Consider the following 20,546-nt stretch of genomic DNA (forward strand, 5'->3'; position numbering starts at 1 on the left):
TCAACTCATCAGTGACTGGACTATGGCTATCGGGAGCAAGCCCCCTCCCACATTAGATCTTTGCAGGGCTTGGATTTTCATTCACTTGGACAGAAAGCGCATGCCTTCTTCCAAACCGCGCAACGTCAGCGGATACATCTGGTCTTCCACCAACTCCCGCACGATTCCCGTCGATGCCGTGTACCCCCAGGTCTCCTTGGGATACGGATTTATCCAGATCAGCTTCTTGTACTTGGCCATGAAGCGCTGCATCCACACATACCCAGGCTCCTCGTTCCAGTGCTCGACGCTGCCGCCGGCCTGGGTGATCTCGTAGGGCGCCATGGACGCGTCGCCAATGAAGATCACTTTGTAGTCGGCGCCGTACTTGTGCAGCAGGTCCTGGGTGGAGGTGCGTTCCGAAGTGCGGCGCTGGTTGTTCTTCCAGACCGACTCGTACACGAAGTTATGAAAGTAGAAGTACTCCAGGTGCTTGAACTCGGTCTTGCACGCGGAGAACAGCTCTTCGCAGATCTTCACATGGGCGTCCATCGAGCCGCCGATATCGAACAGCAGCAACAGCTTGATGGTGTTGCGCCGTTCGGGGCGCATCTGGATATTCAACAGCCCGGCGTCGCGTGCGGTGTGGTCGATGGTGCCATCGATGTCCAGCTCTTCGGCCGCGCCCTGGCGGGCAAACTTGCGCAGGCGGCGCAGGGCGATCTTGATGTTGCGCGTGCCGAGTTCCACCTGATCGTCGAGGTTCTTGTACTCGCGCTGGTCCCATACTTTCACCGCCTTGCCCTGGCGCTTGCCGGCATCGCCGACGCGGATGCCTTCCGGGTTGTAGCCGCCGGAGCCGAAGGGGCTGGTGCCACCGGTGCCGATCCACTTGTTGCCGCCGGCGTGGCGTTCCTTCTGTTCTTCCAGGCGTTTCTTGAATTCCTCGATCAGCTTGTCGAGGCCGCCGAGGGACTGGATCTGCGCGCGTTCTTCATCGCTCAGCGAACGTTCGAACTCCTTGCGCAGCCACTCCTCGGGAATCAGCGCCTGCAGGTGATCATCGAGCTTTTCCAGGCCATTGAAGTAGGCGCCGAAAGCCCGGTCGAACTTGTCGAAATGCCGTTCATCCTTGACCAGGATCGTCCGCGCCAAGTAGTAGAACTCGTCCATGTCGGCGAAGGTCACGCGCTGTTTCAGCGCGTTGATCAGGTCGAGCAGCTCGCGCACCGACACCGGCACCTTGGCGGCACGCATTTCGTTGAACAGGTTGAGCAGCATCAGCGATTACCGCGACGGCTCATGAACGCCAGACGCTCCAGCAATTGTACGTCCTGCTCGTTCTTCACCAGGGCGCCGGCCAGCGGCGGGATGGCTTTGGTCGGGTCGCGCTCGCGCAGCACGGCTTCGCCGATATTGTCGGCCATCAGCAGCTTGAGCCAATCCACCAGTTCGGAGGTGGAAGGCTTCTTCTTCAGGCCCGGGACCTTGCGCACGTCGAAGAACACGTCCAGCGCTTCGCTGACCAGGTCTTTCTTGATGTCCGGGTAGTGCACATCGACGATTTTCTGCAAGGTCGTGCGGTCGGGGAAGGCAATGTAGTGGAAGAAACAGCGACGCAGGAACGCGTCCGGCAGCTCTTTCTCGTTGTTGGACGTAATGATGATGATCGGGCGTTTCTTGGCCTTGATGGTCTCGTCGATTTCGTAGACGTAGAACTCCATCTTGTCGAGCTCTTGCAACAGGTCGTTGGGGAATTCGATGTCGGCCTTGTCGATTTCGTCGATCAGCAGAATCACCCGCTCATCGGACTCGAAGGCTTCCCAGAGCTTGCCCTTCTTCAGGTAATTGCGTACGTCGTGCACTTTGTCCACTCCCAACTGCGAGTCGCGCAGGCGGCTGACCGCATCGTACTCGTAAAGGCCCTGGTGGGCCTTGGTGGTGGACTTGATGTGCCAGGTGATCAATTTGGCGCCAAAGGACTCGGCCAGTTGCTCGGCGAGCATGGTCTTGCCGGTACCGGGTTCGCCCTTGACCAACAGCGGCCGCTCCAGGGTGATGGCGGCGTTGACGGCCAGTTTCAGGTCATCGGTAGCCACATAGGCCTGGGTGCCTTCGAACTTCATCGGTCATTCCTCGAATTCATCAATGCCCGACTATACCGCGCAGCCCCGGCGACTGTGAACGCAGACGGATTATTCAGTCTCTGAATGGCCGGTCACGTCAATCTTCTGGCCAATGGGGGAAATGTGGGAGGGGGCTTGCTCCCGATAGCAGTGTGTCAGGTTTATAGCTGTACCTGATCCACCGCCATCGGGAGCAAGCCCCCTCCCACAGTTTTAATCGGCGCTGGGCTTGGGTTGTTCATAACGGGCATTGAAGGCCTGGATGAAGCCATTGCGCAGAATCGCGATCACCGCGGAAAACGCGCTGACATTTTGCTGATGCACGCTTCCGCTCAGCTCCACGCGGGTGGCGAACTGGTTTTTGCGCTGGTTCTTCAACACCGTCTCGCTGGCGCCGACCACGGCCTCCCAGATCGAGCGGAAGATGTTCTTGTCTTTGTTTTCCACGTCCTGCTGCCAGTCGAACACTTCGACATCGCGCAGCAGCGGCTTGATATAGCCGGTCAGTTGGCCTTTTTCCGCCTGGGCTTCGATCACTACATCGCCGGTGCCGGCCTTGAAATCGAACTTGCCGTAGGCCGAGGCAAAGTCATTCATGCGCTTGAGTTGCAGGTCACGGGCGCGAAAGCGCAGCTCAAACTCTTCAAAATCGCTCAACGGGTCAAAGGTGGCGTTGGCTTCCAGCGGCGCCTGGCCTTGCAGCAGCGCCTTGCCTTCAAAGCGCGCGTCGCGCTTGCCTTGCACATCCACCACGTTAGTCAGGTTGTAGAAGCTGGCGTTGACCCCGGTGGCGTTGATGTTCACCTGGGGCTTGGAGTTGAAATTATGAAAAGCGATCTTGCCGTCTTCGATGCGCACCTCGTTGAGGGTGATCGGCAGCAGCTTGCTCAGTTGTTCCTGCCAGTCGGTGCCCTTACCTGTCTGGGATGCCTGCTTGTTGGCGCCACCGTCGACGAAGTTGATCTCTGGCCGCACGAAATGCCCCTCGGCCACCACCGCATGGTCGTACCACAGTGAATGCCAGCTCACCGCAAACTCGATCAGCGGAGCCTTGACGAACGGCACTGGCACCTTACCGTCCACCTTGACGATCTGCAGGCCGTTGATCCGATAGGCGCCGCGCCATAAGGCCAGGTCCACGTCGGCAATTTCGCCACGGTAATCGCCCATGTCGGCGAGCTTTTCATTCAGGTAGTTGCGCACCAGGTAAGGCAGCGCGATGTTCACGGCAACCAGGACCAGCACCAGCCCGGCGACGGTCCAGAGCGGCCAACTGTAGCGACGTTTCATGGGGCAGTTCTCCTTGCTCGTAGGAGATGGACTGCTGTGGGAGGCGCAACGTTCCTCTGACTGGACGCCCAAGGGCACGAGGCATACCCTTGGGACCTTTCCGGACATTGCCCAATAGGACCCGTCATGAGCCGCATCTTTGCAGACAACGCGCACTCCATCGGTAATACGCCCCTGGTGCAGATCAACCGCATCGCACCACGCGGGGTCACCATCCTGGCCAAGATCGAGGGGCGTAACCCAGGCTACTCGGTGAAGTGCCGCATTGGCGCCAACATGATCTGGGACGCGGAAAGCAGCGGCAAACTCAAGCCGGGCATGACTATCGTCGAACCCACCTCCGGCAATACCGGGATCGGCCTGGCGTTCGTGGCGGCGGCGCGTGGTTACAAGCTGCTGCTGACCATGCCGGCGTCCATGAGCATCGAGCGCCGTAAAGTGCTCAAGGCCCTTGGCGCCGAGCTGGTGTTGACCGAACCGGCCAAGGGCATGAAAGGCGCGATTGAAAAGGCGGCTGACATTGTCGCCGGCGACCCCGGCACCTATTTCATGCCGGCCCAGTTCGAAAACCCGGCAAACCCGGCGATCCACGAGAAAACCACGGGTCCGGAAATCTGGAACGACACCGATGGCGCGGTGGACGTGCTGGTAGCGGGCGTGGGCACCGGCGGCACCATTACCGGTGTGTCGCGTTATATCAAACACACGGCGGGCAAGCCGATCCTGTCGGTGGCGGTGGAGCCGCTCGTCTCGCCGGTGATCACCCAGGCGCTGGCCGGCGACGAAATCAAGCCGAGCCCGCACAAGATCCAGGGCATTGGCGCCGGTTTCGTGCCAAAAAACCTCGACCTGTCCATAGTCGATCGCGTGGAGCTGGTCACCGACGAAGAATCCAAGACCATGGCCCGGCGCTTGATGCAGGAAGAAGGCATTCTGTGCGGCATCTCTTGCGGCGCCGCGATGGCCGTGGCGGTGCGCCTGGCCGAGAAACCGGAAATGCAAGGCAAGACCATCGTGGTGATCCTGCCGGACTCGGGTGAGCGCTACCTGTCGAGCATGCTGTTCAGCGATTTGTTCACCGAGCAGGAAAACCAGGCTTGATACAGATCACGCTGTTTTCCCGGGCCTTCTGCATAATGCTCCAAGTGTTTATCATGGCTGGCTGCTACGTCTGGTTTCCCCGCGACGGGAAGCTGTTGGCCAGGCGCTTATTTCCAGGAGTTGCTGCATGACCTTTTCTTTGGCCGCCAAACTGTCGGTGTTGCTGCTGTTTATCGGCAGCACGCTGTATGTGCACCTGCGCGGCAAGGCCCGTTTGCCGATGTTGCGCCAGTTCGTCAATCATTCGGCGCTGTTCGCCCCCTATAACGCCTTGATGTACCTGTTTTCCGCGGTGCCGTCCAAGCCCTACCTGGACCGCAGCAAGTTCCCGGAACTGGACGTGCTCAAGGACAATTGGGAAGTGATCCGCGAAGAGGCCATGCACTTGTTCGACGAGGGCTACATCCGCGCCGCCGAAAAGAACAACGACGCCGGTTTCGGTTCGTTTTTCAAGAAGGGCTGGAAGCGCTTCTACCTCAAGTGGTACGACAAACCCCTGCCATCGGCCGAGGCCCTGTGCCCGAAAACCGTGGCGCTGGTCAGCAGTATTCCCAACGTCAAGGGCGCGATGTTCGCGCTGTTGCCGGGCGGCAGCCACTTGAACCCGCACCGCGACCCGTTCGCCGGCTCCCTGCGCTATCACCTGGGCCTGTCCACGCCGAACTCCGACGACTGCCGCATCTTTGTCGACGGTCAGGTCTACGCCTGGCGCGACGGCGAAGACGTGATGTTCGACGAAACCTACGTGCACTGGGTGAAAAACGAAACGGATAAAACCCGCGTGATCCTGTTCTGCGACATCGAACGCCCGCTGAGCAACCGCGTCATGACCCGTGTCAACCGTTGGGTCAGCAAGCAGCTGGGACGTGCGACCGCGCCGCAGAACCTGGACGACGAACGCGTGGGTGGGATCAACCAGGCGTATGCCTGGAGCAAGACCTTCAGCGACAAGTTCAGCGGCCAGGTCAAACAATGGAAGCGCAAGCACCCCAAGGCCTACCGCATCGCGCGCCCGGTGTTGGCGGTGGTTGTGCTGGTATTGCTGTGGAAGTGGCTGTTCGGCTGATCTGACATCTGGAATGCCATCAATGTGGGAGGGGGCTTGCCCCCGATAGCGGTGTATCAGTCAGCTTATCTTCAGCTGACCCACTGCTATTGGGGGCAAGCCCCCTCCCACATTTGATCTCCAGTGTGACTTAAGAGGCAATCAACTGGCGCAGCACGTAGTGCAGGATGCCGCCTGATTTGAAGTATTCCACTTCATTGAGGGTATCGATCCGGCACAGCACCTCGACCTTCTCGCTGCTGCCATCTTCCCGGGTAATCACCAGCGTCAGGTTCATCCGTGGTTCAATCTCGGCGTCCGTCAGCCCGAGGATATCGACCTTTTCCTTGCCGGTGAGCTTGAGCGACTTGCGGTTCTGGTCCAGTTTGAACTGCAACGGCAGCACGCCCATGCCTACCAGGTTGGAGCGGTGGATGCGCTCGAAGCTTTCGGCGATCACCGCCTTGACCCCGAGCAAATTGGTGCCCTTGGCCGCCCAGTCGCGGCTTGAGCCGGTGCCGTATTCCTGGCCCGCGATCACCACCAACGGTGTACCTGACGCCTGATACTTCATTGCCGCATCGTAGATCGCCATCTTCTCGCCGGTTGGGATATACAGCGTATTACCGCCTTCTTCGCCGCCGAGCATTTCGTTGCGGATACGGATGTTGGCAAACGTGCCGCGCATCATCACTTCATGATTGCCCCGGCGCGAGCCGTAGGAGTTGAAGTCCCGTGGGTCCACGCCTTGCTCGCGCAGGTAGCGGCCGGCGGGGCTGTCGGTCTTGATGTTGCCGGCGGGGGAGATGTGGTCGGTGGTCACCGAGTCGCCGAGCAGGGCCAGCACGTTGGCGCCCTTGACGTCCTCGATCACCGGCAGCGGGCCGCCAATATCGTCGAAGAACGGCGGGTGCTGGATGTAAGTGGAATCCTTCTGCCATACGTAGGTCGCCGCCTGCGGCACTTCAATCGCTTGCCACTGTTCGTCGCCGGCAAACACCTCGGCGTATTCCTTGTGGAACATGCCGGTGCTGACCTGGGCCACTGCGTCGGCAATCTCCTGGCTGCTGGGCCAGATGTCCTTGAGGTACACCGGGTTGCCGTGCGGGTCGTTGCCCAGTGGCTCGCTGCTGATATCGATCCGCACCGTACCGGCCAGGGCGTAGGCCACCACCAGGGGCGGCGAGGCCAGCCAGTTGGTTTTCACCAATGGGTGCACGCGACCTTCGAAGTTACGGTTACCCGACAGCACCGAGGCGACAGTGAGGTCGGCTTTCTGGATGGCTTTTTCAATCGGCTCGGGCAGCGGCCCGGAGTTGCCGATGCAGGTGGTGCAGCCGTAGCCCACCAGGTCGAAGCCGAGCTTGTCCAGGTACTGGGTGAGGCCGGCCGCCTTATAATAGTCGGTGACCACTTTCGAGCCCGGCGCCAGTGAACTCTTGACCCATGGCTTGCGCGTCAGGCCTTTTTCCACCGCTTTCTTCGCCACCAGCCCGGCGGCCATCATCACGCTGGGGTTGGAGGTGTTGGTGCAGGAAGTGATGGCGGCGATCACCACCGCGCCGTTTTTCAGGCGATAGGTGTTACCTTCGTATTCGTAGTCGGCTTCGCCCACCAAGTCGGCATTGCCTACGGCGACGCCGCCACCGCCTTCGCTTTCCAGGCGACCTTCTTCCTTGGTGGTGGGTTTGAATTGCAAGTCGAGGAAATCACTGAACGCCTGGCCCACGTTGGGCAGGGCGACACGGTCCTGCGGGCGTTTGGGCCCGGCGAGGCTGGCTTCGACGCTGCCCATGTCCAGGGCCAGGGTGTCGGTGAAGATCGGCTCCTGGCCGGCGTTGCGCCACAGGCCCTGGGCCTTGGTGTAGGCCTCGACCAGCTTGACGGTCTCCGCCGGGCGCCCGGACAGGCGCAGGTAGTCCAGCGTCACTTCGTCTACCGGGAAAAAGCCGCAGGTCGCGCCGTATTCAGGCGCCATGTTGGCGATGGTGGCGCGGTCGGCCAAAGGCAGGTCGGCCAGGCCGTCGCCATAGAATTCGACGAATTTACCCACCACGCCCTTTTTGCGCAGCATCTGGGTGACGGTCAGCACCAGGTCGGTGGCGGTGATGCCTTCTTGCAATTTGCCGGTGAGTTTGAAACCGATCACTTCCGGGATCAGCATCGACACCGGTTGGCCGAGCATCGCCGCTTCCGCTTCGATCCCGCCCACGCCCCAGCCCAGTACGCCCAGGCCGTTGATCATGGTGGTGTGGGAGTCGGTGCCCACCAGGGTGTCAGGAAAGGCGTAGGTGCGGCCGTCTTCCTCCTTGGTCCACACGGTGCGGCCCAGGTATTCCAGGTTGACCTGGTGGCAGATGCCGGTGCCCGGCGGCACGACGCTGAAGTTGTCAAAGGCGCTCTGGCCCCAACGCAGGAAGGCGTAGCGTTCGCCGTTGCGCTGCATTTCGATGTCGACGTTCTGTTCAAAGGCATCGGCGTTGCCGAACTTGTCGACCATCACCGAGTGGTCAATCACCAGGTCGACCGGCGACAGCGGGTTGATGCGCTGCGGATCGCCGCCGGCCTTGGCCACGGCGGCGCGCATGGCGGCCAGGTCGACCACGGCGGGCACGCCGGTGAAATCCTGCATCAGCACGCGGGCAGGGCGGTACTGGATCTCACGGTCAGACTGGCGTTCCCTGAGCCAGGCGGCGAGGGCCTTCAGGTCAGTGCCGGTGACGGTCTTGGCGTCTTCCCAGCGCAGCAGGTTTTCCAGCAGCACTTTGAGCGACATCGGCAGCTTGTCCAGGTCACCCAGGCTCTTGGCGGCTTCGGGCAGGCTGAAGTAGTGGTAGGTCTTACTGTCTATTTGCAGGGTTTTAAGGGTTCTCAGGCTATCAAGGGATGACATTACATGACTCCTTTTGATCCGCACGGCCACGGACCTGACGGGACGAACAGAGCGTTCAACTTAGCGCGGTTTTGCTTAGCAGGCTAATAACTGGACTCTATGGTTAAGTCCAAGGTTCCGAACTCGGCTATCATGCGCGCGTTTTCATGACAGGTATTGCGATAGAGCAATCCAGTTGCCAGGAGATTCAATTGAACACCCTTTTTATGCACTGCCGTCCGGGTTTTGAAGGCGAAGTCTGTTCCGAGATCGCGGAACACGCCGCGCGCCTGAACGTTTCCGGCTACGCCAAGGCCAAGACCGGCAGCGCTTGCGCCGAATTCGTCTGCACTGAAGAAGACGGCGCGCAACGCTTGATGCACGGCCAGCGCTTCGCCGAGCTGATTTTTCCTCGGCAGTGGGCGCGCGGGGTGTTCATCGACCTGCCGGAAACCGACCGCATCAGCGTGATCCTCGCGCACCTGCGCCAATTTCCGGTGTGCGGCAGCCTGTGGCTGGAGATGGTTGACACTAACGACGGCAAGGAACTGTCGAACTTCTGCAAGAAATTCGAAGTGCACCTGCGCAAAGCCTTGCTGAACGCCGGCAAGCTGGTGGACGACCCGAGCAAGCCGCGCCTGCTGCTGACGTTCAAGAGCGGCCGCGAAGTGTTCATGGGCCTGGCTGAGTCGAACAACTCGGCGATGTGGCCGATGGGGATTCCACGGTTGAAGTTCCCGCGTGAAGCGCCCAGCCGCTCGACCCTGAAGCTGGAAGAGGCCTGGCACCACTTCATTCCCCGTGAGCAATGGGACGAACGCCTGCACGGCGACATGACCGGTGTCGACCTGGGGGCGGCACCCGGTGGCTGGACGTGGCAGTTGGTCAACCGTGGCATGCTGGTGACCGCCATCGACAACGGCCCCATGGCCGAAAGCCTGATGGACACCGGCCTGGTGCAGCACCTGATGGCCGACGGCTTCACCTTCGTGCCCAAGCAGCCGGTGGACTGGATGGTGTGCGACATCGTCGAGAAGCCCGCGCGCAATGCGGCTTTGCTGGAAACCTGGATCGGCGAGGGCCATTGCCGCGAGGCAGTGGTCAACCTCAAGCTGCCGATGAAGCAGCGTTATGCCGAAGTGAAACGTTTGCTCGAGCGCATCGAAGACGGCTTCAAGGCACGCGGCATCCGGGTGGAGATCGGCTGCAAGCAGCTGTATCACGACCGCGAAGAAGTGACGTGCCACCTGCGCCGCCTCGTGGACGTCAAGAAATCGAGAAAGCACTGATCTCAATTGCCAGGAGTGAACTATGAGCGTTGATCTACCCGTCGATAGCATCCTCGATGCCACCGGCCTCAATTGCCCGGAGCCGGTGATGATGCTGCACCAGCACATCCGTGACCTGCCTGCGGGCGGCCTGCTCAAGGTGATCGCGACCGACCCGTCGACCCGTCGCGATATCCCCAAGTTTTGCGTGTTCCTTGACCACGAACTGGTCAGTCAACAGGAAGACGCCGGCACGTACCTTTACTGGATCCGCAAGAAAGCCGATTGACCGCCGACCCCTTGTAGGAGCGAGCTTGCTCGCGAAAAACCTGAGAGCGCCGCGTTAAACCAGAAGCGCTGCGTTATTGTTAGCGTTTTTCGCGAGCAAGGGCTAGCCGCCCGCCTCGCTCCTACAGTGCGCGCCTGAGCGCGTTGCCTGCCCGAATGCGCCTGCGTGCACTGCGCGCCAGGCGCACCAGCAGCATGCCGGCGGCGCAGCTCAGGCCGACGATCAGGCCTTGCCACAAGCCGCTTGGACCGCTGGGTTCGCCCAGCCAGTTGGTCAGCCCCAGGGCATAACCCACCGGCAAGCCCACACCCCAGTAGGCGAGCAGGGTCAGCAGCATGGTCACCCGGGTGTCCTGATAGCCGCGCAGTGCACCGGCAGCGGTCACCTGGATCGAGTCGGAGAACTGGAACAGCGCCGAGAACACAATCAGCGTCGAGGCCAGGTGGATGACCACCGGGTCTGGGGTATAGATCGCCGCAATCTGCTCGCGAAACACCAGCATCAGGCTGCAGGACAGGAAGGCATAGGCCAGTGCGGTGCCCATGCCGACCCCGGCGGCGAAGCGTGCTTCACGCGGTTCGCCACGGCCCAGGGCCTGCCCGACACGCACGGTGATGGCCATGCTCAGGGAATAGGGCACCATGAACACCAATGAGCTGACATTCAGCGCGATCTGATGGCCGGACACCACGGTGGCCCCCAGGCTGCCCAGCAGCAGCGCGATCACCGCGAAGATGCTCGACTCGGCGAAGATCGCCACGCCAATCGGCAGGCCAATGCCCAAGACACGTTTGATCACCGCCCATTGCGGCCAGTCGAAGCGCTTGAACACTTCACTGCTCTGATACGCCGCGCCCCAGCGCGTCCACCCAACCAGGCCGAGCATCATCACCCACATCGCAATCGCCGTGGCCCAGCCGCAGCCTACGCCGCCCATGGCCGGCAGGCCGAAGTGACCGTAGATGAAGATGTAGTTCAGCGGAATGTTCAGCGCCAGCCCGCACAAACCCATGACCATGCTCGGCCGCGTACGGCCCAGGCCGTCGCTGAAACAGCGGAACACGTAATACAGCGCAATGGCTGGCATCCCGGCCGCGATGCCCTGCAGATAGCCCATGGACGGTGCGATCAGGTCGGGCTCGACTTTCATCGCGTGCAGCACCGGTTCGGCGCACAGCAGCAACAGTGCGCCGCAGAGGCCGACCACCACGGCCAGCCACAATGACTGGCGCACCAATGGCCCGATTTCGTTGTACTGGCCGGCGCCGTAGCGCTGCGCGACTTTCGGTGTGGTGGCCAGCAGAGTGCCGGTCATCAATAGGTAGACCGGAATCCAGATCGAGTTACCCAGGCCAACCGCCGCCAGGTCCTTGGGGCTGACACGTCCGGCCATCACCGCATCGACAAAGCTCATTGCGGTGGTTGCCAGTTGGCCGATGATGATCGGCAGGGCCAGCGTCAGCAGGCCGCGCACTTCCCGGCTGATGCGGGCGGGGCGGGTGAGGGTAGCGGTAGCAGTGTTCACGTACAGGTGTCCAATAAAAAGGCAGTCGCAAGGACGGCGGATTCTACGCTTTGACGCAACGGTCAGGAAAAAACCTGTGTTGCTGATTTGTAATGCGGTATCGCAGGCACCTTGTAAACCCTGTGGGAGGGGGCTTGACCCCGATAGCAATGGCTCAGTCACAAATGCATCAACTGACCCACCGCCATCGGGAGCAAGCCCCCTCCCACATGGAATACTCACAAGGCTGTACACTGCTGATCCGCCAAAAGGAGCCTGCCATGCTGATTGTTGCCGACGAAAATATCCCGCTGCTCGATGCATTTTTCCAGGGGTTTGGCGAGATTCGCCGTGTCCCCGGCCGCTCCATCGACCGGGCCACGGTCGAGCAGGCCGATGTGCTGCTGGTACGTTCGGTGACCAACGTCAACCGGGCCTTGCTCGAGGGCACGAAGGTGGGTTTTGTCGGCACCTGCACCATCGGCACCGATCATCTGGACCTCGATTATTTCAGGCAGGCCGGTATCCAGTGGTCCAGCGCGCCCGGCTGTAACGCCCGAGGCGTGGTGGATTACGTGCTGGGCAGCTTGCAGACCCTGGCTGAAATCGAAGGCGTCGACCTCACACAGCGCACCTATGGCATCGTTGGCGCCGGTGAGGTCGGCGGGCGGCTGGTCAAGGTGCTCAAGGGCCTGGGCTGGAACGTGCGGGTATGCGACCCGCCCCGGCAGATTGCCGAAGACGGCGACTACGTCAGCCTGGAGCAGATCATCGAGCAATGCGATGTCATCAGTCTGCACACGCCGCTGACCAAGTCCGGCAATGGTTCCACCTGGCATCTGTTTGATCGTGAGCGCCTGGCGCAGCTCAAGCCTGGCACCTGGCTGATCAACGCCAGCCGGGGCGCGGTCGTGGACAACGCTGCCCTGCGCGAGGTGTTGCGCGAGCGCGAAGACCTGCAAGCGGTGCTGGATGTTTGGGAGGGCGAGCCCCAGGTGGATGCCGACCTGGCCGATCTGTGCGTGCTGGCCACGCCGCATATCGCCGGGTACAGCCTCGATGGCAAGCAGCGCGGCACGGCGCAGATCTACCAGGCGTTCTGCGCGCATCTGGGCCAGCAACCGAGCATTCAGTTGAGCGATTTGTTGCCGACGCCATGGCTGGCCGAGGTGCACTTGAATGCCTCAACCGATCCGGCCTGGGCGCTGGCGACCTTGTGTCGCAGTGTGTACGACCCACGTCGGGATGATGCGGACTTTCGGCGCAGCCTTGTAGGAACCGTAGAAGAGCAGCGCAAGGCCTTCGACCTGCTGCGCAAGCACTACCCCGAGCGCCGTGAAATCGATGGCTTGAAGGTGCGCATCAACGGTGAATCCTCAGCCCTGTCCGGCATCGTCGCCGCCTTGGGCGCCGAAGCGGTTTAACGCGTATAAAAAACCCGGCCACCGGGGCCGGGTTCGAAAGAGCGTGGGCGCTTCAGCCTTGCTGGGCAGGCTTGACCAGTTTCTCTTCCAGTTCGCTGCACGCTTGCTGGATCATTTCTTCGGTGATCTGCACCTCGCAGCCCTTGGCGTCGATGTACGAGCACGGCAATTGCTGCGGCTGGCGGATCACTTCAATTTTGGCATCGCTGCTGTTTTGCAAGGTCATGGCCTGTCTCCTCATCAGGTTGTGTACCTACTTTAATTCCCCCGCGTGACCGAGCTATTACAACTCCTTACACGATCATCGGTTCGAACGCCTAGTCCACCAGAAACCGGTCCATATTTCCAGATCAGTCTTAGACCGATAGCCTCTAGCGGCATAAGTCGGCGAGCATAATTAACCTGACTCATTGCTATTGGCCCAAGTTCCCCCAATGTTCATGAACAAACTCCTCATCGGTGAAGCCCTCCATGTTCTCAGTCCGTCAACGCCGTGCGATTCGCCTGGCCAGCCGCTTCATTGCGCCTTACCGCTGGCAGGCGCTGGGTGCCCTGTTGGCGCTGATCGTCACCGCCGGCATCACCTTGTCCATGGGGCAGGGTATCCGCCTGCTGGTTGACCAGGGTTTCATGACCCAGTCACCGCACCTGCTCAACCAATCCATCGCGCTGTTCATGCTGCTGGTGCTGGGCCTGGCGGTGGGCACGTTCACGCGCTTCTACCTGGTGTCGTGGATCGGCGAGCGGGTGGTGGCGGACATCCGCCGACAAGTGTTCAACCACCTGATCTACCTGCACCCGGGCTTCTACGAGAACAACCGCAGCTCGGAAATCCAGTCACGCCTGACCACCGACACCACCTTGCTGCAATCGGTGATCGGCTCATCACTGTCGCTGTTTCTGCGCAATGCCTTGATGGTGATCGGCGGCATCGTGCTGTTGTTCATCACCAACCCCAAGCTCACCAGCATTGTCGTGGTGGCGTTGCCGCTGGTGCTGGCGCCGATCCTGATCTTTGGCCGGCGCGTGCGCAGCCTGTCGCGGCAGAGCCAGGACCGTATCGCCGATGTCGGCAGCTATGTGTCCGAAACCCTGGGCCAGATCAAGACCGTGCAGGCCTATAACCATCAGGTCCAGGACGAACAGCGTTTCGCCCTGACCGTGGAGGAGGCATTCACCACGGCCCGCAAACGCATCCTGCAACGGTCGTGGCTGATCACCCTGGTGATCATGCTGGTGCTCGGCGCCGTGGGCGTGATGCTGTGGGTTGGCGGGATGGACGTGATCAGCGGGCGCATTTCCGGCGGTGAGCTGGCGGCGTTTGTGTTCTACAGCTTGATCGTTGGCAGCGCCGTCGGCACCTTGAGTGAAGTGCTTGGCGAGTTGCAGCGGGCCGCCGGTGCGGCTGAACGGATTGGCGAACTGTTGCAGTCAAGCAACGAAATCCAGGCCCCGGCCAGCGGCAGTGTGCGCTTGCCGGAGCGCGTCAGCGGGCGCATGGAATTGCAGGGCGTGCGCTTTTCCTACCCGTCACGGCCCGACAGCTTCGCCATCGACGGCCTTAACCTGACCGTCAATCCAGGTGAAACCCTCGCCTTGGTCGGCCCTTCCGGCGCAGGTAAGTCCACGATCTTCGACTTGCTGCTGCGCTTCTACGACCCCCAGCATGGCCGCATCCTGCTTGAAGGCCAGCCGCTGCCCGAGCTCGACCCGCTGGACCTGCGCCGCCACTTCGCGCTGGTTTCCCAGAGCCCGGCGCTGTTTTTCGGCAGCGTCGAAGACAACATCCGCTACGGTAACCCCACGGCCACCCGCGAACAGGTCGAAGCTGCGGCACGCATCGCCCACGCCCACGACTTCATCCTGCAAATGCCCGACGGCTACCAGACCCACCTGGGCGACGGTGGCCTGGGCCTCTCCGGTGGTCAGCGCCAACGCCTGGCCATCGCCCGCGCCTTGTTGGTGGATGCGCCGATCCTGCTGCTGGACGAAGCCACCAGCGCCCTTGATGCGCAGAGTGAACACCTGATCCAGCAAGCCCTGCCGCGATTGATGCAGGGCCGCACCACCCTGGTGATCGCGCACCGCCTGGCCACGGTGAAGAACGCCGACCGGATTGCGGTGATGGACCAGGGCAAGCTGGTGGCGGTGGGTACGCATCAGCAGCTGATTGCGAGCAATCCGTTGTATGCGCGCTTGGCGGCGCTGCAGTTCAGTGCAGATGACCCGCGCCAATAGCCTCACGGAAATACCAATGTGGGAGGGGCTTGCCCCCGATAGCGGTGTATCAGTCACCCGATGTATCAACTGACAGATTGCTATCGGGGGCAAGCCCCCTCCCACATTAGATATTCGGCAGATCCAGTGCCCTTACTGATCGTCAAAATACCGCTCATGCCAATCCACCAACGGCTGCGGTGAGTTGAGCTTCTGCCCGTAGATCACCGAATAAGACAGCACGTTTTGCACATACTGGCGGGTTTCGTCGAACGGGATGCTTTCCACCCACACGTCGAAACTCAGGTGGTCCGCACCGCGCAGCCATTGGCGCACGCGGCCGGGGCCGGCGTTGTAGGCGGCGGAGGCGAGCACGCGATTGCCGTTGAATTGGCTGTGCACCTGGCTCAGGTAGGCTGCGCCGAGCTGGATGTTTTTGTCCGGGTCCAGTACCTGGGCCGGGGAGGCCAGGGGAATGCTGAACTTGCGCGCGGTTTCCTTGGCGGTGCCGGGCATCAGTTGCATCAAGCCGCTGGCGCCGACGCCGGAGCGGGCGTCATCCATGAAGGCGCTTTCCTGGCGGGTAATGGCGAACACCCAGCTCGAATGCAGGCCACGCACCTTGGCTTCGCGCACCAGGGTATCGCGGTGGGCCATCGGGAAGCGGATGTCCAGGTCGTCCCAGTATTGCGCTTGGCTGATCGTGCGGATCGCCGGGAAGTACCATTTCATGTCATAGGCCAGCTTCGCCTGGGCGACCATTTCATCACGGTTGAAGTGACGGCTGACGTGGTACCACTCGCGGCGGCCGTCGACGATCTGGCCACGCGCATAGAATTCCAGGGCACGGCGCACGCCTGGGGTATTGCGCACTTTGTTGATCAGCGCCTGGCTCATCACCAGCGGTTTGTTGTTCAACTGGTAAGGGGTCTTGGAGCGGTCGGCGGCGAGGAAGCCGTAGAAGTCGCGCTCCTTGGCCACGTTTTTATACAGCACCAACGCTTGCGGGTTTTTCGGTTCGGCCAGCTCCAGGCTGCGCGCCTGCCAATAGCGCCAACGGTTGGTGGTGGCCAGGTCCTGCGGCAGCTTGCGGGTCAGCTGGTAGGCCTCTTCCCAGCGCGCCAGCCGCAACAGCAGGCGCAGGCGCCATTCGGAGACGGTGTTGTCACGCAGTTCCGGGTCGTATTTGGTCATCACGTCCAGGGCACGAGGATCGTAGCGACGGGCCAGGGTCAGGCCGATTTCCCGGGCAATCGAGACTTTTTCGTCACGGGAGAAGTGCATGCTGCTGGCGTAACCGTCCAGCAGGGCCATGGCCTTGTCCGGGTCCTGGCGTGCCAGCCGACGCAGGCCCAGGCCTACGGCGTCAGACATGGCTTCGGTGGCCGGCAGAAAGCGCGACGGGTCGCTGAGCATGTCGGGCTTTTGCGCCACGTCGATCATCAGGCGGCCCTGGGCGCCGAGCGTGGGCAGGGTTTTCACCAGGCTGTTAGCCAGCGCGTAGTTGCGCGCTTCGGCGGCGAGCTTGGTGCGGTCCCAGATTTTCTGCTCGGTCAGTTGCCCGTCGGATGCCCACTGGCCAAAGGTCACGTCACAGGCGGCGGGTTGGGATTTGCCGGTCATCCACAGCTTTTCGGCGGTCTTGTAGCCTTCGGCCTTGAGGTTGTGGGTGAGTTGATACTGGCCGTGCAGGCAGTCCAGTTCGACGAAATTGAGCTTGGTATCGTAGTACTTTTCAAAGGTCTGCCAGTCACCGCGCTCGGCCAGCCAGCGCAACCAGCGCAGCTTCATCCAGTTCGCTTGGGGCAGGTCGCCGTTTTTGGCGAGAAATTGCTCGATTTCCTGATTGCTCGCGCTTTTAAGGCGCGCGGTCAGCTCGTCATACGCCAGGTACGGCGTCAGCGGGTAGTCGGCCAGGGCCTGGCTGTATTGCATGTACGGGCCGCTGTCGCCCTTGGCCAGGGCCCGCTTGGCTTCATCGTAATATTGACGTTGGGTGGTGAGGTCCACGGCCTGGGCAGATTGAACGGCGGTGGCAGAAAGAAGCAGGCAGGATAAAAAGTTGAAAAGGCGACTGCGCATGAGACGTCCGTGCAGAGAAATCACGACTAGCACCGGCATCGCCGACACTGATTGCCCCTAGCTTAGCCTTTTGCCAGCGGCCGGCGAAAGCTTTGCCGGCCGGTTGGTTCAAGTTCGCGGCAAATGTCCTACGGAACGTGTCGGCAGCGAAAATGCTGGCCGCATCCAACCCTCAACTCAGGTAGAATGCGCGCCCAGTTTTTGGAGAAGCGTATGACCCTGCTCAAATTCAGCGATGTGTCCCTTGCTTTCGGCGCTATGCCGTTGTTGGACAAGGTGTCCTGGCAGATCGCCCGTGGTGAGCGGGTGTGCATCATCGGCCGCAACGGTACCGGCAAGTCCAGCATGATGAAGCTGGTCAAGGGCGACCAGAAGCCCGATGACGGCTCTGTCTGGCGTGCTCCCGGCCTCAAGATCGGCGAATTGCCGCAGGAATTGCCGGTAGCCGACGAGCGGACAGTGTTCGACGTGGTTGCCGAAGGCCTGGACGGCGTAGGCGAATTGCTGGCGCAATACCATCACCTCGCGCAGAACTGCGTCACCGAAGAAGACCTGGACAAGTTGATGCACGTCCAGCAAGACCTCGAAGCCCGTGATGGCTGGCGCCTGCAGCAACTGGTGGACAGCACCCTGAGCCGCCTGCAATTGCCGGCCGACAAGACCCTCGCCCAATTGTCCGGCGGCTGGCGTCGTCGCGTGCTGCTGGCCCAGGCGTTGGTGTCCGAGCCAGACCTGCTGCTGCTCGACGAACCGACCAACCACCTGGACATCGGCGCTATCGCCTGGCTCGAAGAAGCCCTGAAGGATTTCCAGGGCGCGGTGCTGTTCATCACGCACGACCGGTCCTTCCTGCAAAACCTGGCCACGCGCATCCTGGAACTGGACCGCGGTGGCCTGATCGACTGGAACGGCGACTACGCCAGCTTCCTGGTGCACAAGGAAGCTGCACTCTCGGCTGAAGAGACCGCCAACGCCCTGTTCGACAAGAAACTGGCCCAGGAAGAAGTCTGGATCCGCCAGGGTATCAAGGCACGCCGCACCCGTAATGAAGGTCGCGTGCGTGCGTTGAAAGCGCTGCGGGTTGAGCGCAGCGAACGTCGTGAACGCACCGGCAAGGCCAATATCCAACTCGATACCGCCGATAAGTCGGGCAAGCAGGTGATGGTGCTGGAAAACGTCAGCTTCCATCACCCGGACGGTCCGTTCCTGATCAAGGACTTCTCCATGGTCCTGGCGCGCGGCGACCGTATCGGCCTGCTGGGCGCCAACGGTACCGGCAAGACCACCTTGCTCAAGCTGATGCTTGGCGGTCTGCAGCCGACCAGTGGCACGGTGGAAGAGGGCACGCGCATCGACGTGGCCTACTTCGATCAGCTGCGCCATCAGTTGGACCTGGAAAAAACCGTGATCGACAACGTCGCCGAAGGTCGCGACTTTATCGACATCGACGGCCAGAGCCGCCACGTACTCAGCTACCTGGGCGATTTCCTGTTCAGCCCGCAACGTGCGCGGACCCCGGTGAAAGCCTTGTCCGGTGGCGAGCGTGCGCGCCTGCTGCTGGCCAAGCTGTTCAGCAAGCCGGCCAACCTGCTGGTGCTCGACGAACCGACCAACGACCTCGACGTGGAAACCCTGGAGCTGTTGGAAGAGGTCTTGCTGACCTTCAACGGCACCGTGCTGATGGTCAGCCACGACCGGGCATTCCTCGACAACGTGGTCACCAGCACCCTGGTTTTCGAGGGCGAAGGCAAGGTGCGCGAGTACGTCGGTGGTTATCAGGACTGGCTGCGCCAGGGCGGTTCGCCGCGCCTGCTGGGCGTGACCGAGAGCAAGTCCGGCAAGGCCGACTTGAACTCGGCGGTAGTGATGCCTGTGGCGGCTGCGGCCCCTGCACCGGAAGCTGCGCCTGCGGCCAACAAGAAAAAGCTCAGCTATAAGCTGCAGCGCGAACTGGAAGCCTTGCCGGCTGAGATCGACGCCAAGGAGCAGCAGATCGCCGCAGTAGAAGCAGAAATGGCTGACGCCGGTTTCTACCAGCGCCCGGCGGCGGAAACCGCCAAGGTCATCGCCTCCCTGGAAACGTTGAATCAGGAGCTGGAAGCACTGGTTGAGCGCTGGGCCGAGCTGGATGCCTGAGTGATTCCAAGGCATTAAAAACCCGGTGTTCATCTGATGAACACCGGGTTTTTTATATGAATTGCGGTAAAAATGTGGGAGGGGGCTTGCCCCCGATAGCGGTGTATCACTCACCTGATGCATCAACTGACAGACTGCTATCGGGGGTAAGCCCCCTCCCACATGGGTTCTGCGGTGTACTTAAGTATTTTTTACCAACCTTACCGCCAGCACATCGCACGGCGCGCCATGCAGCACATCATTGGCGGTAGAGCCCAGCAGCAGCGCCAGACCGTGTCGGCCATGGCTGCCCACCACGATCAGGTCGCAGCCTTGCTCCTTGGCGATGTGGTGGATTTCCTGGCGCGGTTGGCCGTAGGTGAGGTGGGAATTTTCCTTCTTTAACTCGGGATACTTGATGATCAACCGCTCCAGGCGCTCCTTGGCCTGGTCGAACTGTTGCTGCTGTAGCTGGGAAAGGTCCATCGGCACGTCGCCACCGAAGGCCATGGCCATGGGTTCGACGATATGCACCAGGGACAGTTTGGCGCCATTGGCAACGGCGGATTCCCGTGCACGCTTGATCACTGGATCGCACTCTTCGGTCAGGTCGACAGCGACCAGAATATGTTCGTAGGGCATGGGGCGTTCCTCCAGGGGGACTGCAATAAATTCAGTATGGCTGCTTTCAAGCGGATCGGCTTGCGTCAGATCAAGTCCGCTCATCAGGAAATTCGGGAGTACACATATGACGGTCTGGATAGTGGTGTCAATCCTTGTGGTGGTTCTGAGCCCTCTGGCATGGTTGCGCCCATCGCGCCATCAGAGCGGGCGCATGGCCTTGCGCATGGAGGCACGACGCATCGGGCTGGCCATGCAGCTGGCGCCCCAGGAGTGGCCGCACTGGCTCAAGCAAGAGCCGCCGAGCCCCTGCGCGCAGTATTGCCGGCCACGACGCGGCAGTACGCCGGCCATCTGGAGTTACTGGCAGTTGGAACCCGGGGTGTGGGTCAACCAATGGCGTGAGGTTTGCGTGGACGAGAAGTTGTTGCCGTATTTTTCTACGCTGCCGGCCAACGTCTACAAGGTCGAGGCCGACAGGCAAATGATCGCCCTGTATTGGGGCGAGAAGGGCGAGGCAAGCGTGTTGAAGGATATTGATGCGCTGCTCAAAGCATTGGCCTGACGCCGCCGCTTCCCTGTAGGAGCGAGCTTGCTCGCGAAGATCGTCAAC

At 61.2% G+C, this 20,546-nt stretch carries 16 protein-coding genes; 8 read left to right on the forward strand and 8 right to left on the reverse strand.

All coding sequences use genetic code 11. From position 1 onward, the window contains the following. Positions 1–81: 81 nt before the first annotated feature. The 3 genes from QF045_RS10135 to QF045_RS10145 all read right to left on the reverse strand — a co-directional run bounded on the left by QF045_RS10135 (position 82) and on the right by QF045_RS10145 (position 3,395). Positions 82–1,260: a VWA domain-containing protein gene (locus QF045_RS10135; protein WP_306492074.1), complete on the reverse strand. Its 1,179-nt coding sequence runs from the start codon at positions 1,258–1,260 to the stop codon at positions 82–84. Continuing rightward, positions 1,260–2,105, reverse strand: a complete 846-nt coding sequence (locus QF045_RS10140; RefSeq protein ID WP_034112447.1) for a MoxR family ATPase — start codon at positions 2,103–2,105, stop codon at positions 1,260–1,262. Before QF045_RS10140 ends, QF045_RS10135 begins: the two co-directional genes overlap by 1 nt. A 213-nt stretch (positions 2,106–2,318) precedes the next feature. Further along, positions 2,319–3,395, reverse strand: a complete 1,077-nt coding sequence (locus QF045_RS10145) for a DUF748 domain-containing protein (RefSeq protein WP_306492075.1) — start codon at positions 3,393–3,395, stop codon at positions 2,319–2,321. A 126-nt stretch (positions 3,396–3,521) separates the two neighbouring features. Between QF045_RS10145 and cysK the strand changes: the two genes are divergently transcribed. Both cysK and QF045_RS10155 read left to right on the forward strand, forming a co-directional pair. Then, a complete protein-coding gene (cysK, locus tag QF045_RS10150) occupies positions 3,522–4,496 on the forward strand; it encodes a cysteine synthase A (RefSeq protein WP_306492076.1) in 975 nt (324 codons plus the stop codon). Between the two features lie 127 nt (positions 4,497–4,623). Beyond that, positions 4,624–5,562 carry an aspartyl/asparaginyl beta-hydroxylase domain-containing protein gene (locus tag QF045_RS10155; protein ID WP_306492077.1) on the forward strand — a complete coding sequence of 313 codons (939 nt, stop codon included), beginning with the start codon at positions 4,624–4,626 and terminating at the stop codon, positions 5,560–5,562. Positions 5,563–5,692: 130 nt separating this feature from the next. Here QF045_RS10155 and acnA read toward each other — a convergent pair whose 3' ends face one another. After that, complete coding sequence (gene acnA, locus QF045_RS10160; RefSeq protein ID WP_306492078.1) at positions 5,693–8,434, reverse strand: aconitate hydratase AcnA; 2,742 nt, start codon at positions 8,432–8,434, stop codon at positions 5,693–5,695. 191 nt (positions 8,435–8,625) lie between these two features. Here acnA and rlmM point away from each other — a divergent pair, with 191 nt between their 5' ends. Beyond that, entirely contained in the window at positions 8,626–9,702 is a 1,077-nt protein-coding gene (gene rlmM, locus QF045_RS10165) for a 23S rRNA (cytidine(2498)-2'-O)-methyltransferase RlmM (protein WP_306492079.1), read from the forward strand. Positions 9,703–9,724: 22 nt separating this feature from the next. Then, the gene (gene tusA / locus QF045_RS10170; RefSeq protein ID WP_306492080.1) at positions 9,725–9,970 is read left to right on the forward strand and encodes a sulfurtransferase TusA; all 246 of its coding nucleotides are present in this window, start codon (positions 9,725–9,727) and stop codon (positions 9,968–9,970) included. A 121-nt stretch (positions 9,971–10,091) separates the two neighbouring features. On the opposite strand, the gene QF045_RS10175 is transcribed toward tusA, so the two are convergent. Further along, the gene (locus tag QF045_RS10175; protein ID WP_306492081.1) at positions 10,092–11,495 is read right to left on the reverse strand and encodes an MATE family efflux transporter; all 1,404 of its coding nucleotides are present in this window, start codon (positions 11,493–11,495) and stop codon (positions 10,092–10,094) included. Between the two features lie 260 nt (positions 11,496–11,755). Here QF045_RS10175 and pdxB point away from each other — a divergent pair, with 260 nt between their 5' ends. Further along, positions 11,756–12,898: a 4-phosphoerythronate dehydrogenase PdxB gene (pdxB, locus tag QF045_RS10180; protein WP_306492082.1), complete on the forward strand. Its 1,143-nt coding sequence runs from the start codon at positions 11,756–11,758 to the stop codon at positions 12,896–12,898. A gap of 52 nt (positions 12,899–12,950) precedes the next feature. Here the strand turns inward: pdxB and QF045_RS10185 are convergent, their stop codons facing one another. Further along, positions 12,951–13,124, reverse strand: coding sequence for a PA1571 family protein (locus QF045_RS10185; RefSeq protein ID WP_306492083.1), 174 nt, complete (start codon positions 13,122–13,124; stop codon positions 12,951–12,953). 245 nt (positions 13,125–13,369) lie between these two features. Here QF045_RS10185 and QF045_RS10190 point away from each other — a divergent pair, with 245 nt between their 5' ends. Beyond that, positions 13,370–15,136 (forward strand): ABC transporter transmembrane domain-containing protein, encoded by a 1,767-nt coding sequence (locus QF045_RS10190; RefSeq protein ID WP_306492084.1) that lies wholly within the window; start codon positions 13,370–13,372, stop codon positions 15,134–15,136. Positions 15,137–15,268: 132 nt separating this feature from the next. On the opposite strand, the gene QF045_RS10195 is transcribed toward QF045_RS10190, so the two are convergent. Continuing rightward, positions 15,269–17,197 (reverse strand): transglycosylase SLT domain-containing protein, encoded by a 1,929-nt coding sequence (locus tag QF045_RS10195; protein ID WP_306492085.1) that lies wholly within the window; start codon positions 17,195–17,197, stop codon positions 15,269–15,271. A gap of 213 nt (positions 17,198–17,410) precedes the next feature. Between QF045_RS10195 and QF045_RS10200 the strand changes: the two genes are divergently transcribed. After that, positions 17,411–19,333: an ATP-binding cassette domain-containing protein gene (locus QF045_RS10200; RefSeq protein ID WP_306492086.1), complete on the forward strand. Its 1,923-nt coding sequence runs from the start codon at positions 17,411–17,413 to the stop codon at positions 19,331–19,333. Between the two features lie 180 nt (positions 19,334–19,513). Here QF045_RS10200 and QF045_RS10205 read toward each other — a convergent pair whose 3' ends face one another. Further along, a complete protein-coding gene (locus QF045_RS10205; protein WP_306492087.1) occupies positions 19,514–19,954 on the reverse strand; it encodes a universal stress protein in 441 nt (146 codons plus the stop codon). 106 nt (positions 19,955–20,060) lie between these two features. Here QF045_RS10205 and QF045_RS10210 point away from each other — a divergent pair, with 106 nt between their 5' ends. Next, a complete protein-coding gene (locus tag QF045_RS10210) occupies positions 20,061–20,498 on the forward strand; it encodes a hypothetical protein (RefSeq protein WP_306492088.1) in 438 nt (145 codons plus the stop codon). Positions 20,499–20,546 lie beyond the last annotated feature (48 nt).

Origin of the sequence: Pseudomonas sp. W4I3, assembly GCF_030816195.1 — a bacterium.
Classification (GTDB): domain Bacteria; phylum Pseudomonadota; class Gammaproteobacteria; order Pseudomonadales; family Pseudomonadaceae; genus Aquipseudomonas.

Excerpts from the sequence above, each read along its gene's own strand:
- QF045_RS10135 (WP_306492074.1), bottom strand. The coding sequence starts at position 1,260 with ATGCTGCTCAACCTGTTCAACGAAATGCGTGCCGCCAAGGTGCCGGTG.
- QF045_RS10140 (WP_034112447.1), bottom strand. The coding sequence starts at position 2,105 with ATGAAGTTCGAAGGCACCCAGGCCTATGTGGCTACCGATGACCTGAAA.
- QF045_RS10145 (WP_306492075.1), bottom strand. The coding sequence starts at position 3,395 with ATGAAACGTCGCTACAGTTGGCCGCTCTGGACCGTCGCCGGGCTGGTG.
- cysK (WP_306492076.1), top strand. The coding sequence starts at position 3,522 with ATGAGCCGCATCTTTGCAGACAACGCGCACTCCATCGGTAATACGCCC.
- QF045_RS10155 (WP_306492077.1), top strand. The coding sequence starts at position 4,624 with ATGACCTTTTCTTTGGCCGCCAAACTGTCGGTGTTGCTGCTGTTTATC.
- acnA (WP_306492078.1), bottom strand. The coding sequence starts at position 8,434 with ATGTCATCCCTTGATAGCCTGAGAACCCTTAAAACCCTGCAAATAGAC.
- tusA (WP_306492080.1), top strand. The coding sequence starts at position 9,725 with ATGAGCGTTGATCTACCCGTCGATAGCATCCTCGATGCCACCGGCCTC.
- pdxB (WP_306492082.1), top strand. The coding sequence starts at position 11,756 with ATGCTGATTGTTGCCGACGAAAATATCCCGCTGCTCGATGCATTTTTC.
- QF045_RS10185 (WP_306492083.1), bottom strand. The coding sequence starts at position 13,124 with ATGACCTTGCAAAACAGCAGCGATGCCAAAATTGAAGTGATCCGCCAG.
- QF045_RS10190 (WP_306492084.1), top strand. The coding sequence starts at position 13,370 with ATGTTCTCAGTCCGTCAACGCCGTGCGATTCGCCTGGCCAGCCGCTTC.
- QF045_RS10195 (WP_306492085.1), bottom strand. The coding sequence starts at position 17,197 with ATGCGCAGTCGCCTTTTCAACTTTTTATCCTGCCTGCTTCTTTCTGCC.
- QF045_RS10200 (WP_306492086.1), top strand. The coding sequence starts at position 17,411 with ATGACCCTGCTCAAATTCAGCGATGTGTCCCTTGCTTTCGGCGCTATG.
- QF045_RS10205 (WP_306492087.1), bottom strand. The coding sequence starts at position 19,954 with ATGCCCTACGAACATATTCTGGTCGCTGTCGACCTGACCGAAGAGTGC.
- QF045_RS10210 (WP_306492088.1), top strand. The coding sequence starts at position 20,061 with ATGACGGTCTGGATAGTGGTGTCAATCCTTGTGGTGGTTCTGAGCCCT.